Origin of the sequence: Pseudomonas sp. LPH60, from assembly GCF_030718165.1 — a bacterium.
In the GTDB taxonomy this organism is placed as follows: Bacteria; Pseudomonadota; Gammaproteobacteria; order Pseudomonadales; family Pseudomonadaceae; genus Aquipseudomonas; species Aquipseudomonas danubii.
In genome coordinates, this window is sequence record NZ_JAVAJH010000002.1 from 129,097 (window position 1) to 142,691 (window position 13,595).

General features: G+C 60.7%; 13 protein-coding genes. 8 read left to right on the forward strand and 5 right to left on the reverse strand.

Annotated elements, in window-relative coordinates; translation table 11 throughout:
* The first annotated feature begins 13 nt into the window (after positions 1-13).
* On the forward strand, positions 14-2,746 hold the full coding sequence (locus Q8O96_RS06140; RefSeq protein WP_102860293.1) for a LuxR C-terminal-related transcriptional regulator: 2,733 nt from the start codon (positions 14-16) through the stop codon (positions 2,744-2,746).
* A gap of 90 nt (positions 2,747-2,836) precedes the next feature.
* Here Q8O96_RS06140 and Q8O96_RS06145 read toward each other — a convergent pair whose 3' ends face one another.
* The 3 genes from Q8O96_RS06145 to Q8O96_RS06155 all read right to left on the reverse strand — a co-directional run bounded on the left by Q8O96_RS06145 (position 2,837) and on the right by Q8O96_RS06155 (position 5,962).
* Entirely contained in the window at positions 2,837-3,739 is a 903-nt protein-coding gene (locus Q8O96_RS06145) for a LysR family transcriptional regulator (protein ID WP_102860294.1), read from the reverse strand.
* Positions 3,740-3,963: 224 nt separating this feature from the next.
* Complete coding sequence (locus tag Q8O96_RS06150) at positions 3,964-5,295, reverse strand: HAMP domain-containing sensor histidine kinase (protein ID WP_102860295.1); 1,332 nt, start codon at positions 5,293-5,295, stop codon at positions 3,964-3,966.
* Positions 5,288-5,962, reverse strand: coding sequence for a response regulator transcription factor (locus Q8O96_RS06155; RefSeq protein ID WP_102860296.1), 675 nt, complete (start codon positions 5,960-5,962; stop codon positions 5,288-5,290). The genes Q8O96_RS06150 and Q8O96_RS06155 overlap by 8 nt, the downstream gene beginning before the upstream one ends.
* Positions 5,963-6,264: 302 nt before the next feature.
* On the opposite strand from Q8O96_RS06155, the gene Q8O96_RS06160 reads away from it, so the two are divergent.
* The 4 genes from Q8O96_RS06160 (at position 6,265) to Q8O96_RS06175 (ending at position 8,734) form a co-directional block, all read left to right on the forward strand.
* Positions 6,265-6,519, forward strand: a complete 255-nt coding sequence (locus Q8O96_RS06160) for a hypothetical protein (protein ID WP_102860298.1) — start codon at positions 6,265-6,267, stop codon at positions 6,517-6,519.
* A gap of 165 nt (positions 6,520-6,684) precedes the next feature.
* Positions 6,685-7,185 (forward strand): methylated-DNA--[protein]-cysteine S-methyltransferase, encoded by a 501-nt coding sequence (locus tag Q8O96_RS06165; RefSeq protein WP_102860299.1) that lies wholly within the window; start codon positions 6,685-6,687, stop codon positions 7,183-7,185.
* Between the two features lie 58 nt (positions 7,186-7,243).
* A complete protein-coding gene (locus tag Q8O96_RS06170; RefSeq protein WP_015636939.1) occupies positions 7,244-7,888 on the forward strand; it encodes an MBL fold metallo-hydrolase in 645 nt (214 codons plus the stop codon).
* 111 nt (positions 7,889-7,999) lie between these two features.
* A complete protein-coding gene (locus Q8O96_RS06175; protein WP_102860300.1) occupies positions 8,000-8,734 on the forward strand; it encodes an OmpA family protein in 735 nt (244 codons plus the stop codon).
* Between the two features lie 76 nt (positions 8,735-8,810).
* On the opposite strand, the gene Q8O96_RS06180 is transcribed toward Q8O96_RS06175, so the two are convergent.
* Complete coding sequence (locus Q8O96_RS06180; protein WP_102860301.1) at positions 8,811-9,245, reverse strand: YhcB family protein; 435 nt, start codon at positions 9,243-9,245, stop codon at positions 8,811-8,813.
* 144 nt (positions 9,246-9,389) lie between these two features.
* Between Q8O96_RS06180 and Q8O96_RS06185 the strand changes: the two genes are divergently transcribed.
* From Q8O96_RS06185 to zapE, 3 genes are all read left to right on the forward strand, one after another.
* On the forward strand, positions 9,390-10,019 hold the full coding sequence (locus Q8O96_RS06185; protein ID WP_102860302.1) for an alpha/beta hydrolase: 630 nt from the start codon (positions 9,390-9,392) through the stop codon (positions 10,017-10,019).
* A 24-nt stretch (positions 10,020-10,043) separates the two neighbouring features.
* Positions 10,044-11,399 carry a tryptophan--tRNA ligase gene (locus Q8O96_RS06190; protein ID WP_102860303.1) on the forward strand — a complete coding sequence of 452 codons (1,356 nt, stop codon included), beginning with the start codon at positions 10,044-10,046 and terminating at the stop codon, positions 11,397-11,399.
* 88 nt (positions 11,400-11,487) lie between these two features.
* Positions 11,488-12,582, forward strand: coding sequence for a cell division protein ZapE (zapE, locus tag Q8O96_RS06195; protein WP_102860304.1), 1,095 nt, complete (start codon positions 11,488-11,490; stop codon positions 12,580-12,582).
* Between the two features lie 42 nt (positions 12,583-12,624).
* Here the strand turns inward: zapE and Q8O96_RS06200 are convergent, their stop codons facing one another.
* Positions 12,625-13,524: a GlxA family transcriptional regulator gene (locus Q8O96_RS06200; protein WP_170001537.1), complete on the reverse strand. Its 900-nt coding sequence runs from the start codon at positions 13,522-13,524 to the stop codon at positions 12,625-12,627.
* Positions 13,525-13,595 lie beyond the last annotated feature (71 nt).

Sequence of the window (13,595 nt, forward strand, 5' to 3'; positions counted from 1 at the left end):
ATAAGAGTTGGCCATGACTGAGCTGTCCCCCCTTCAACGGTCTGCCAGCGCGGTGATTCCTGCGTTGGAAGGGCGTTTCTATCGACCCCCTCTGCCCGACGGATACGTGCAGCGGCCGCGTCTTTGCGAACGCTTGAGTGCCGGGTTGAAGGGCAGGCTGTTGCTGGTCAGTGCGCCGGCCGGGTTTGGTAAGAGCTCGTTGGCGGTGGAGTTTTGCCAGGGCTTGCCGGGCAACTGGCAGAGCCTATGGCTGGGGTTGAGCCGCCGGGACAGCGATCCCGGGCGTTTCCTCGAACGCTTGCTGGCCGGTTTGCAGCAGTACTTTCCCCAATTGGGCCGGCAGTCTCTCGGTCTGTTGAAAATGCGCCAGCGCCATCAGCCTTTCGCCTTTGAAGAGTGGCTGGATGGCTTGCTGGACGAACTGGCGCTTCACCTGTCTAGCAGCAGGCCGTTGTTGCTGGTCCTGGACGACTATCACCTGGCCCAGGGGCCGGTGCTTGATCGTTGCTTGCAGTTTTTCCTCAATCACCTGCCCGACGGCCTGCTGGTGCTGGTCACCAGCCGCCAGCGTCCGGATTGGCATCTGGCGCGGCTGCGGCTTTCACGACAGTTGCTGGAGCTGCATGAGCAGGATTTGCGCCTGACCCATGACGAGTCCCTGAGCTTGTTGGACCGCCACAGCAGTTCCTTGCGCGGCGAGGCTCTGGAAAGCCTGATCCAGCGCAGCGAGGGCTGGGTTGCCGGGCTGCGTTTCTGGCTGTTGGCAGCGTCCGAGGCTGGTGCGCTGGGCACCTTGCCTCAGGGACTGCATGGGGGCGAAGGGCTGATCCGCGACTACCTGCTGGAAGAGGTCATCGACTGCCTGCCCGCCGAGGTCCAGGCTTTCCTCTATGACACGGCGCCCCAGGAGCGCTTCTGCGCCGAGCTCTGCGACGCCCTGCGCGAAGCGCATGACAGTGCCGAGATCCTGGGTTTCCTGCAGGCTCACCAAGTGTTCCTGGTGCCATTGGACGAACACGGGCACTGGTATCGCTATCACCATCTGTTTTCCGATCTGCTGCGTACCCGACCCACGGCCAATACCCTGGTGCCGGCCGCCAGCCTGCATTTGCGTGCCTGTCGTTGGTTCAACGCTCAGGGGCTGCTGGATGAAGCCGTGGAGCAGGCGCTGCGTGCCGGACACCTGGATGTGGCGGCCAACCTGGTGCAGAACCTGTCGGAGGAGCAACTGCTGGCGGAGCAGAATGTCGGCATGCTGCTGCGCTGGAAGATGGACCTGCCCGACAGCCTGCTGATCAGCACACCGCGGCTGATCGTGCTCTACAGCTGGGCCCTGGGCCTGGCCTGCCAGTTGGACGCGGCAGAGGAACTGGCGGATCACCTGAGTCGTTTCCTGCCGGCGCCTTCGGCTACTGCGCAAAAGTCGATGCTGGCGCAATGGCTGGCCTTGAGCGGGATCATCGCTCGTGGGCGGGGCCAGCGGGAACGGACCCTGGCCTACTGCGGCGAGGCTCTGGAAAGCCTGCCGCACAAGCGTTACGGACAGCGCCTGATGTGTCTGTCGACCTTGTCCAACCTGGCGATCACCGACGCCGACCTGTGGCGCGCCCGCAGTCTCAATCGCGAATCCCTGGAGTTGGCGCAGCGGGTCGGCAATCCGTTGTTCGAGGCCCTGGCCCATTACGATCGGGCCCGGGTTCTGCAGGCGCGGGGCGAGGTGCTCAGAGCGCTGGAGGAGGTGCACCAAGGGCTGCGACGGCTGCAGGGACTGTCGGCTCAGCGGCTGTACGCGGTGCGGGCCCGGCTGACCCTGTATGAAGGTTATCTGTTGACGCTGCGTGCCCAGCCTGAGGCCGGCCTGGTGCGTTTACAGGCCGGGTTGCTGGAGGCGCGGGCCTGTCGCGACATAAGCGTGTTGATCGCCCATTGCGTGATCGCCAAGCAGGAAGGCCTGCGGAGCGAGTTTTCCCGGGCCTTTGCCGAGTTGGCCGAGGCCGAGCGCCTGATGCATATCTGGGACGTGCCGCCGATCTACTACTTGGCGATGATCACTCTGGTGAAGTGCGAGCTCTGGCTGGCCCAGGGCCGCATCGACCTGGCCGAGGCCTGGCTGGCGCGTCTGGGCCAGACCTACACTGGAGAACAGGCTGCGGCGCCGCCGGAGTTCCATCCGCAGTTGCCCTTGCACATCGAATTGCAGCAAGCCCAACTGGAAACCATCAAGGGCGACTCCGCCCGGGCCGAACAGCGCTTGAGTCGATTGGTGGAGCATGGCCAGCAAAGCGGTCGGCAGTTGTTGAGCGTTATGGCCCTGACCCAGAAAACCCTGCTGTTGCTGGCGTCCGGGCGCGGCGCAGAGGCACGACGGGACTTTGCCCAGGCCCTGGAAGCAGCGGTGGGGGGCGCAGTGCAACCTTTCGAGAGCTTGATCCGCAGTCACCCCTGCTGGATGCGCGAGCAATTGCAGCACTGTGTGTCGACCGCTTTGACTCAGGCTCTGTTGCAGCGTTTGCCTGCTGCTCCCCGTGAGCTTCCCGAGGCGGCTCATAGTGAGTCGTTGAGTTCCCGGGAGCTGTCGGTGCTGCAATTGATTGCTCAGGGGTGTTCCAATCAGGAAATCAGCGAGCGCTTGTTCATTTCGCTGCATACGGTGAAAACCCACGCCAGCCATATCAACAGCAAGCTGGGGGTTGAGCGACGTACACAGGCAGTGGCACGGGCCCAGGAGTTGGGGTTGCTGGGGTAGGCGCTACTCCGCCGGCCAGGGCTTTTGGCGGCCGCGTCGAGGTCGGCCGACCGGCTGCAGCTGCGCCGTGATACAGCGCCGGGCCCGGGGTTATCGGGCCAGGTGCTGTTTGCAGTAATCGGCGAACAGGCGCGCCGGCTTGGTCAACTGGCCACGCTTGAGCCAGGCCGCCACCAGGCCGGAGCCGGTCACGTCCTCGACAATATCCACGCACACCACCGGCTTGCCGTCGTAGGAGCACTGGGAGTGGGGGCGGGTTACCAGAATCGAAAAGCCGAAGCCCTGGCCCACCATGCCCCGCACCATCTCGATGGAGGGCGAGCTGAAGGCGATCTGTGGCGTCAATCCCAGTTCCTCGAACAGGCTGACGAAGTAGGTCCGGCTCGGTTGCACATCCAGCAGGATCATTGGTTCCAGGCTCAGGTCACGCAGTGAAACCTGGGCCTGCTGGGCGTAGCGGTGGTCGGCGGGAAGCAACGCATAGGGCCGTTGCGGTGGCATCAGTGGTTCGGTTTCGATGGTGCCGTCCAGTTCGTGCTCGTACAGGATCACCAAGTCGAACGCACCGCCGGTCAAGCCCTGTACCAGTTCCTGCTGTTCGCCATCGCGGATGCGGATTTCCACCCCGGGATACAGGGCACTGAAGCCGGCGATCAACTGCGGCAGGTACAGCGGTGCCACGGTTTCAAAGCAACCGATGTCGATCTGTCCGGCCACCACGTCGTTGTCCGCCAGGGCGTTCTGCTCGAACTCCTTGGCCATGCGCAGCAGTTCCTGAGCCTTGCGGTAGAAGCGTGCACCACTTGGGGTCAGGGACACCCCCAGGGCGTGGTGGCGGATCAGCAATTGCACGCCGAAGCTGTCCTCCAGGCCCTTGATGGCGGTGGAGATCGACGGCTGGGCGATATACAGCTTGCGTGACGCTTCAGCGACGCTGCCGCATTCGACGGTGGTGATGAAGTACTTGAGTTGACGCAGATTGTAGGCGGCCACAGCGAACCTCGTTCTGATTCGGCTCTAGAGTGCACTGCGAAAGATGCAGCCCGCTTCCTGCAAGCAAGTTATGCACCGACAAGCCTCCCGGGCTTGGTTTCTTGTCCGTCAACGATACTCACAAACGCTGTCGGAAAGGGCGGGGTCTAGGCAGTTTTTTCATCGCTTGTGAACAGGTATTTCCTGGCCTTGAACGATCTCGACCAGGACGATGCTTTTCAACTTTACGCCTCTGGAGCGCTCTGCGGTGCAGGCAGCTCCTCGGCGGGCGGGGCGGCATTGAAGTCCAGGGTGACCGTGAAGAGTTGCTGTTCCATCAGCACCTCAATGCGCCAGCCGAGCCGGGCGCTGAGTTGCCGCATCAGTTCCAGGCCCAGGCCATAGCCAAAGTCGTTGGATGGCTCCAACTGCTTGGCTTCCCGGATGCGGTTGACGATGCGCAGTTGTGGGTAGTCGAAATTGATCTCGACACTGCCCTCATCGGCGTATTGCAAGGCATTGCGCAGGAAGTTGCCCACCACGATGCGGCAGGCGGTCAGAGGCAAGCGGCAAGGGGTGCTGCTGATGTCCAGCAGCAGTTCGATATCCCGTGTACCGATCAGGTAGCGGTGTTCCTCGATCAGTTCAGTGACCAGGCCGCTCATGTCGATGGGTTCCTCGGGCAAGGGTTCTGGCAGTTCCCGGCTCATCCACAGCAAGGTTTCGGCGATGCGCTGCATGTTCAATACCGAGCGCTCGATACGTTGCAGGGGCGGCGGCAGGACGCCGCCGGATTGCAAGGTCAGCAGTTCGATATTGGCCTTGAGCACCGCCAATGGGGTGCGCAGCTCATGGCTGGTGTAGCGCAGCAGGCGGCCTTCTCGCAGGCTGGCGGCCTGCACCTGCTGCACGCTTTGGGCCAGGGCATCGGCGAGCACGTTGAACTCCTTGAAACCAAAATTAGGTCGCTGGCCGGACACCGCGTCCGCATCCTTGAGGGTCGAGGACCACTGGGCCAGGCGCTCCAGGGGCCTTACCAGCCACCAGACCAGCAGGACAATGATGATCAGCGCCGGGACGAACACCGCCAGGCTGATGAGGTTGACGCCGCGCAACTGGCGCTCGATGTAGGCGTCGGACAGTGGCGTCTCCACTTCGCCGCCTTCTTCCTTGTCGTGGTCGACGTCGAACATGTACAGGGTCTTGCCGTCGCTAAGGGGCTGGGCCAGGACCGCCCGCCCTTCATCCTCGTCATCGGAGTCCAGGTCGCCGAAGGCCTGCAGCGCGCCGAAGGACAGGCTGGGCGGAGTGTCCAGCAGCTGACGGATTTTCTCCGGCAGCGCCTCTTTGCCTATGACGCTGGTATAGAAGTAGTTGTGCGGCGGTGGGGTGTTTGGATCTTTCTTGTAATGCCTGGCGAAGTACTGGGCTTCCTCCTCCATCATGGCGCTGGCGGTATAGAGCAGGCCACGGATACTGTACTCGGGCAACAGCAGGCTGTAGATCAGCAACACCACGGCAATCAGCAGCAGGAAGCTGCCGCTGATCACCCATTTCAGACCCAGACCGTTACGCATGTGACCTCATCTGAATGCCAATACCAGGGAGGGTGTGGATCAACGGTTGGCCGAAGGACTTGTCCACGGTCTTGCGCAATCGGTGCATGTGCACCTTGAGGGTATTGCTGTCCGGTGGCTCGTCGCCCCAGATCATGGTCTCCAGGCGTTCCCGGGTTACCGGTTCCGGACTGGCACGCATCAGGCATTCCAGCAGGGTCCAGCAAATGGGTGACAGATGCAGTTCTTGCCCGGCGCGGCTGACCTTGCGGGTAGACAGCTCCATCACCAGGTCGGCCACTTGCAGGCGGCTTGCCTGGCCGCTGCGGCGCATGCTCAGGGCTCGGATACGGGCCACCAGTTCCGCCATTTCAAAGGGCTTGACCAGATAGTCGTCAGCCCCGGCGGCGAAGCTGGCGAGTTTGTCGGAAAGGGCATCCAGCGAGGTGAGCATCAGGATCGGCGTCTGGCTGCCTTGCTGGCGCAACTGTTGGCACAGCTGTTGGCCGTCCAGTCGCGGCAACATGATGTCCAGCAGGATGACGTCGTAGTGCTGGCTTAAAGCCAGGTTAAGGCCGGTCTGGCCATTGCTGGCGTGGTCGCAGACGATGCCGCTGATTTCCAAGTACTCGATGACGGTGTTGGCCAGGTCGAGGTTGTCCTCGACCAATAGCAGTTGAATATGCACGGAAACGTCCCCTTGGACCCTTGGCGCTTGATGGGCCGAAGGATAGCGGAGTCAGGCCGGTTTCTGCCGATGTTTACCCGGTGTTAACCCGGCCGTCTCTAAGCTCGGGCTCTTCTTAACTCCAGAGCGTGGCACAGCCATGAACCTGATTTCGGTAGTCAAAGGAATCTTGCTGGTCCTGATACTTCTCGTCCTGATGGCCTGCGTCCTGCCTTCCCAGGCACCTTTGGGGCGCCTGGGAGGGGGCGGCCCCCTGAGTTGGTTACTGATTGGCCACAGTGTTGAGCGGGCGGGATCCGGGCATGTCATCAGTGCATGCTGATAAGACCGGCGCCAGCTACACCGATCAGTTGGTGCTGTGCCTGGTGCTGATTCTCTGTGTATCGATCTCCCTGGGGATCTACATCATGCGCTTCAATGCGCAGATCGACCGGCAGCGCGAATTGTCCCCGGTGCACTTGCTCGAATGCGGCCAGGGGCGCGGGGCCTTCATTGTCGACCCTCATGGACAGCGCAGTAGCAGTGACAACTGTTTCCTGGTGGATGAGGACAACTAGTTTCGGGTCTGCTCGGCACTCAGAACGATTCGCCGTCGAATTCAAGCACAAGAAACGTGGTTCTTGCGCTTGAATCTCGTTTTACAGTGTCGGCGTACTGAGAAGACGGCCATGGACCACTGGGTTCCGGGTCCGATTCCACTGGCGGATTGAAGGAGACCTGAGATGTCCTGCGTATTCAAACTGATGCCGTCCCCCGTTGGCCAACTGACCCTGGTGGCCAGAGGGACCAAGCTGGCGGCGATTCTCTGGGAGCACGAACGGCAGAACCGGGTACGTCTCGGGCCGTTGCAGGAGTCGGTTGATCATCCCCTGCTGCTGGAAGCCGAGCGCCAGCTTCGGGAATACTTTGCAGGCAGCCGTGAGCGCTTCGAGCTTGAGCTGGATTTCGTCGGTACCGAGTTTCAGTGCAAGGTCTGGCAGGCCTTGCTGACCATCCCTTTCGGTGAGACCCGCAGCTACAGCCAGATCGCCCAGCAGATTGGCAGTCCCAAGGCGGTGCGGGCGGTGGGTGCAGCCAATGGCCGGAACCCGATCTCGATTGTGGCCCCCTGTCATCGAGTGATCGGTGCGTCGGGGAGCCTGACCGGCTTTGCCGGAGGGCTTGAAGCCAAGCAGTTCCTGCTGGCACTGGAGGGGGAGGAGACGCTGCAACTGGCGTTCTGAGTGAGTGTTGGCGGTGAGCTGTGCCAGAATGCGCCATCGATTTTTCTGGAACGCTTCCATGGACGCCGCCAAACCCAGCCTTATCCGCGAAACCTTCCCCGTCGGGCCTTTGCAGTGCAACTGCACCATCATTGGCGACCCGCTGACCAAGAAAGCCATAGTTGTCGATCCGGGAGGCAATCCCGATTTGATCATGGCTCGCCTCGATGCCCTGGGGTTGAAGGTGGTGAGCATCATTCATACCCATGCGCACCTGGATCATTTTCTCGCCTCCGGGCAGATGAAGGAAAAGACCGGCGCCACTTTGCATCTGCATAAGGACGACCAGTTCCTGTGGGACAACCTTGAGATGCAGTGCAGCATGTTCGGCGTGCCCTACACCCCGGTCCCGTCCCCGGACCGCTGGCTGGGCGACGATGAGGAACTGGCCTGCGGTTGCGGCGTTGCCCTGCATACTCCCGGGCACACTCCGGGTTCCATGAGTTTTTGGTTTTCCGAGGCTAAGCTTCTGATTGCCGGCGACACGCTGTTCAAGCGCGGGGTCGGGCGCACGGACTTGTGGGGCGGGGATCAGGCCACCCTGGTGCGTTCGATCAAGCAGCGTCTGTATACCCTTGATGAAGATGCCACAGTGGTTGCCGGGCACGGTCCAGACACTCGATTGGGCGATGAGATGCGCCAGAATCCGTTTGTGAGGGCCTGACTTTTAGCCAGGCTGCTGACGGAATTTTTGCCACTCTGTGTGTTCCAACGCTAGCTAAGGTCTGTTGCCAACGTCCGCTGCACCACAGAATGCAAAATGTAGGAGTTTTCCATGTTCACCTCGCGTCGTTTGATTGTTGTCGCTACTGCTGTGGCCTTGTTGTCCGGCTGCGCTTCGCCTAACCCCTATGACAATCAGGGGCAGGCCGACGGCGGCTCGTCGGGCATGAGCAAAACTGCCAAATACGGTGGCCTGGGTGCCCTGGCTGGTGCATTGGCCGGTGCTGCCATTGACCACAATAACCGTGGCAAGGGCGCGTTGATCGGTGCCGCGGTGGTGGGGGCATCCGCTGCCGGTTACGGTTACTACGCCGACCAGCAGGAGAAAAAACTGCGCGCCAGCATGGCCAATACCGGGGTTGAAGTGCAGCGTCAGGGTGATCAGATCAAGCTGATCATGCCGGGCAACATCACGTTTGCCACTGATTCGGCAAATATCGCCCCAAGCTTCTACCAACCGCTGAACAACCTGGCCAACTCCCTGCGCGAGTTCAACCAGAACCAGATCGAGATCGTCGGCTACACCGACAGCACTGGCAGCCGTCAGCACAACATGGATCTTTCCCAGCGTCGTGCCCAGAGCGTGGCGACCTACCTCACGTCCCAGGGGGTGAGCAGTGCCAACCTGTCCGCTCGCGGTGCTGGTCCGGACAATCCGATTGCCAGCAACGCCGACGTCAATGGCCGTGCGCAGAACCGTCGTGTAGAGGTCAACCTCAAGGCGATTCCGGGCCAGCAGTATCAGCAGCAAGGTCAGCAGTACCAGCAGCCCTACCAGCAGTACTGATCGACTCGACTGCAATCCCAGGTACAAAAAAGCCCGCCCGATGCAAATCGGGCGGGCTTTTTAATGACTGAAGCGGTTACTTCTTCAGGCCGTAGTGCTCGTCGAGCATACCCGGAGCGTTTGGCGTCTTCGGCGCGTAGTCCCGTGGTGGCTCCTGATCCCGCGGTGGAGTCAGGCGCTCCCGTGGAGTTTGTGCCGACTCGGAATGCAGTGCAGCCAGCAGGCGTTGCCGGGTCAGTTCGTCCAGGGCCAGGCGGTTGGCACCCTCGGCGAGATGGTCCTGCACTTCCTGATAGCTCTGGGTGAGCTTTTTCACCAGGGTGGCAGTGCTGTTGAAATGGGTGACCACTTCATTTTGATAATTGTCGAAACGTTCCTGAATATCGTCCAACTGACGCTGCGTGCGGTTAGGCGCGGCATTGGGCAGCAGGCGAGCAACCAGGAATCCAATGGCGACACCCGCGACCAGGGCAAGAGTCGGCAACAACCAAACTAAGAGCGAGTGTTCCACGAGTCCTTCCTCTATAAACGGCTTTGCTTTACGTTAACGGCTCGAACCTGCGCTGTATACCGCGATTCACTCGCAATAGATTGGCACAGACCATTTGCTAGACGAGTCGACCCCCTTCGAGGTCACGGAGTTCCTTCCTTGCTAATGCGTGAAACCCCTGTAGTGATTGCCGGCCCGGTGGGCCAATTGGAAGCCCTGTATCTGGAGGTGCCCGATCCTCGTGGCGTGGCACTGATCTGCCACCCCAACCCGGTGCAGGGCGGCACCATGCTCAACAAGGTGGTGTCCACCTTGCAGCGCACCGCGCGGGATGCCGGCCTGATCACCTTGCGCTTCAACTACCGGGGCGTTGGTGCCAGTGAAGGCAGTCACGACATGGGCAGTGGCGAAGTCGATGACGCCCAGGCTGCCGCCCAGTGGTTGCAGGCCAAACATCCTGAACTGCCATTGACCCTGCTGGGGTTCTCCTTCGGCGGTTTTGTCGCCGCCAGCCTTGGCGGGCGCCTGGAGGCCCAGGGCGTGCAGCTCAAGCACCTGTTCATGGTGGCGGCGGCGGTGACCCGTCTGCGGGATACCGACCAGTTGCCGGAAAACTGCCCGCTGACCCTGATCCAGCCGGAAACCGATGAAGTCATTGACCCTCAAGCGGTCTATGACTGGTCCGACGCGCTTGTTCGCCCCCATGAGCTGCTGAAAGTGGCAGAATGCGGGCACTTTTTTCATGGCAAGCTCACTGATCTCAAGGATCTGGTGCTGCCGCGACTTTCGAATTGATAGCAGTCTGATAAGCGATTACCCATGACTACTCGTACGCGTATCCTCACCGGCATCACCACCACCGGTACCCCGCACCTGGGCAACTACGCTGGCGCGATTCGCCCGGCGATCCTTGCCAGCCGTGACAGTAATGCCGATTCCTTCTACTTCCTGGCCGACTATCACGCGCTGATCAAGTGCGATGACCCGTTGCGCATTCAGCGTTCGCGCCAGGAAATCGCGGCGACCTGGCTGGCGGGCGGCCTGGATGTGGAACGTGTGACCTTCTATCGTCAGTCGGACATTCCGGAGATTCCGGAACTGACCTGGCTGCTGACCTGCGTAGCCGCCAAGGGCCTGCTCAATCGTGCCCATGCGTACAAAGCATCGGTGGACAAGAACCTCGAGGCCGGTGAAGACCCGGATGCCGGCATCACCATGGGGCTCTACAGCTACCCGGTGCTGATGGCCGCAGACATCCTGATGTTCAACGCGCACAAGGTGCCGGTGGGCCGTGATCAGATCCAGCACGTGGAAATGGCTCGGGACATCGGCCAGCGTTTCAACCATCTGTTTGGCCAGGGCAAGGAGTTCTTCACCATGCCCGAGGCACTGATCGAGGAGAGTGTCGCGACCCTGCCTGGCCTGGACGGTCGCAAGATGTCCAAGAGCTACGACAACACCATCCCTTTGTTCACCAGTGCCAAGGACATGAAGGACGCGATCTCGCGGATCGTCACTGACTCCAAGGCGCCGGGTGAGGCCAAGGACCCGGACAACTCCCATCTGTTCACTCTGTTCCAGGCGTTTTCTACCCCGGCACAGGCCGCCGAGTTCCGTACTGAGCTGTTGCAGGGGCTGGGCTGGGGCGAAGCCAAGAACCGCCTGTTCCAGTTGCTGGATGGTGAATTGGGCGAGGCTCGTGAGCGTTACCATCAGTTGATCGCCCGTCCCGGGGATCTTGAAGACATTTTGCGTGCCGGCGCCGCCAAAGCTCGGGCTGTGGCCACGCCGTTCCTTGCCGAGCTGCGTGAGGCCGTGGGCCTGCGCTCCTTTGCCAGTCAGGTGCAAGTTGCCGCCACGACCAAGAAAAAGGCCGCCAAGGCCGCGCGCTTCATCAGCTTCCGTGAAGACGATGGTAGTTTCCGTTTCCGCTTGCTGTCCGCCGATGGCGAGCAGTTGCTGCTGTCGCGTCACTTCGCCGATGGCAAGGCTGCTGGTGCGGTGACCAAACGACTGCAATCGGGGCAGGAGCTGGATCTGCGTAGCGAAGCCGGCAGTTTCAGCGTTTGGCTGGATGGCGCCTGCGTGGCTGACAGCCCAGCCTTCGCTGACGCTGCCGCGCGTGACGCAGCCATTGAAGCGCTGCGGATTGCGCTGACCCCAGCGCAGGACTAATCGGAATCTTCCCGACCAAGGGCTGATTGCCATTCCCCAGGGCCGTCGCTAAAGTGACGGCCCGTTTTTGTTGCCTTGCTAACGAATTATGACGCCCCTAGAACGATACCAAGCAGATCTGAAACGCCCGGACTTCTTTCATGACGCGGCACAGGAAACCGCTGTGCGTCATCTGCAGCGCCTGTATGAGGATCTGATTGCAGCCGAGCAAAACAAGCCGGGCTTGCTCGGCAAGCTCTTTGGCAAGAAGGATCAGGCGCCGGTCAAGGGGCTGTACTTCTGGGGCGGAGTAGGGCGTGGAAAGACTTATCTGGTAGACACCTTCTTCGAAGCCTTGCCGTTCAAGGAAAAGGTTCGTACGCACTTTCACCGCTTTATGAAGCGCGTACACGAAGAAATGAAAACCCTGGGTGGCGAAAAGAATCCGCTGACCATCATTGCCAAGCGTTTCTCACAAGAGGCGCGGGTGATCTGCTTCGATGAATTCTTCGTGTCTGATATTACCGATGCGATGATTCTCGGCACCCTGATGGAAGAGTTGTTCAAGAACGGTGTGACCCTGGTGGCGACGTCGAACATCGTTCCGGATGGCTTGTACAAGGACGGTCTGCAGCGTGCGCGCTTCTTGCCGGCCATTGCCCTGATCAAGCAGAACACCGAGATCGTCAACGTCGACAGCGGCGTCGACTACCGTCTGCGGCATCTGGAGCAGGCGGAGCTGTTTCACTATCCATTGGATGAAGCTGCCCATGAAAGTCTGCGCAAGAGCTTCCGTGCGCTGACGCCAGAGTGCACTCAGGCGGTGGAAAACGATGTATTGATCATCGAGAACCGAGAAATTCGTGCGCTGCGCACCTGTGATGATGTGGCCTGGTTCGACTTCCGTGAGCTGTGCGATGGTCCTCGTAGCCAGAACGACTACATCGAACTGGGCAAGATCTTTCATGCCGTGCTGCTCAGTGGCGTGGAGCAGATGAGTGTCACCACGGATGATATTGCTCGGCGTTTCATCAACATGGTCGACGAATTCTATGACCGCAACGTCAAGCTGATCATCTCCGCCGAGGTCGAGCTCAAGGATCTCTATACCGGAGGGCGCTTGACGTTCGAGTTCCAGCGCACTCTCAGCCGGTTGCTGGAGATGCAGTCCCACGAGTTTCTGTCGCGGGCGCACAAGCCATAATCTCGAGTCGATGAAAAAGGGCCTGCATTGCAGGCCCTTTTTTTATGCCGCCTGCTGCTGGAACTGCTGGCGGTACTGATTGGGTGAGAGTTCGGTGTGTTGGCGGAACAGGCGGGCGAAGAAGCTGGCGTCGTCGTAGCCGACTTCATAGCTGATGGTCTTGATGCTCTTGCGCGTTCCCGAAAGCAGGCCCTTGGCGGTTTCGATGCGTAGACGCTGCAGGTAGTGCAGGGGCTTGTCGCCGGTAGCCGTCTGAAAGCGGCGCATGAAATTGCGAATGCTCATGCCATGTTCGCGAGCCACGTCCTCGAAGCGGAACTTGTCGGCGAAGTGCTCTTCAAGCCAATGCTGGATCTGCAGGATGATTACATCCTGATGCAGTTTCTGGCCGCCGAAGCCGATGCGTCCGGGGGCGTAGCTGCGCTGCACTTCATAGAGGATGTCCCGAGCCACGGCCTGGGCCACGTTGGCTCCACAGAAGCGTTCGATCAGGTAAATGTACAGGTCGCAGGCCGAGGTGGTGCCGCCGGCGCAATAGAGATTGTCGGCGTCTGTCAGGTGCTTGTCCTGGTTGAGCTGGACCTTGGGAAAGCGCTCGCTGAAGGCGTTGAAGAAGCGCCAGTAAGTGGTGGCTTCCTTGCCGTCGAGCAGTCCGGCTTCAGCCAGCCAGAAAACCCCGGTGGCTTCACCGCAAAGCACTGCACCGCGGGCGTGCTGGGCGCGCAGCCAGGGCAGTATCTGTGGATAACGCTGGCACAGGGTGTCGAAGTCATCCCAGAAGGCCGGGAGAATGATCACATCGGTATCTTCCAGCGCACCGTCCACCGGCATGATCACATTGCTGAAGCTGCAGACTGGCTGGCCGTCGGGGCTGACCAGGCGAGTTTCGAATGCCGGAGTCAGGCCTTGGCCCAGTTGTTTGCCGTAGCGCAGGCTGGCCAGATGAAAAAAATCCTTGGCCTGCATGAGGGTGGAAGCGAAAACCCGGTCGATAGCCAGGATGCTGACGCGCC

Coding starts and splice junctions, on each gene's coding strand:
- Q8O96_RS06140 (WP_102860293.1), top strand. CDS start 14: ATGACTGAGCTGTCCCCCCTTCAACGGTCTGCCAGCGCGGTGATTCCT.
- Q8O96_RS06150 (WP_102860295.1), bottom strand. CDS start 5,295: ATGCGTAACGGTCTGGGTCTGAAATGGGTGATCAGCGGCAGCTTCCTG.
- Q8O96_RS06160 (WP_102860298.1), top strand. CDS start 6,265: ATGTCATCAGTGCATGCTGATAAGACCGGCGCCAGCTACACCGATCAG.
- Q8O96_RS06165 (WP_102860299.1), top strand. CDS start 6,685: ATGTCCTGCGTATTCAAACTGATGCCGTCCCCCGTTGGCCAACTGACC.
- Q8O96_RS06170 (WP_015636939.1), top strand. CDS start 7,244: ATGGACGCCGCCAAACCCAGCCTTATCCGCGAAACCTTCCCCGTCGGG.
- Q8O96_RS06175 (WP_102860300.1), top strand. CDS start 8,000: ATGTTCACCTCGCGTCGTTTGATTGTTGTCGCTACTGCTGTGGCCTTG.
- Q8O96_RS06185 (WP_102860302.1), top strand. CDS start 9,390: ATGCGTGAAACCCCTGTAGTGATTGCCGGCCCGGTGGGCCAATTGGAA.
- Q8O96_RS06190 (WP_102860303.1), top strand. CDS start 10,044: ATGACTACTCGTACGCGTATCCTCACCGGCATCACCACCACCGGTACC.
- zapE (WP_102860304.1), top strand. CDS start 11,488: ATGACGCCCCTAGAACGATACCAAGCAGATCTGAAACGCCCGGACTTC.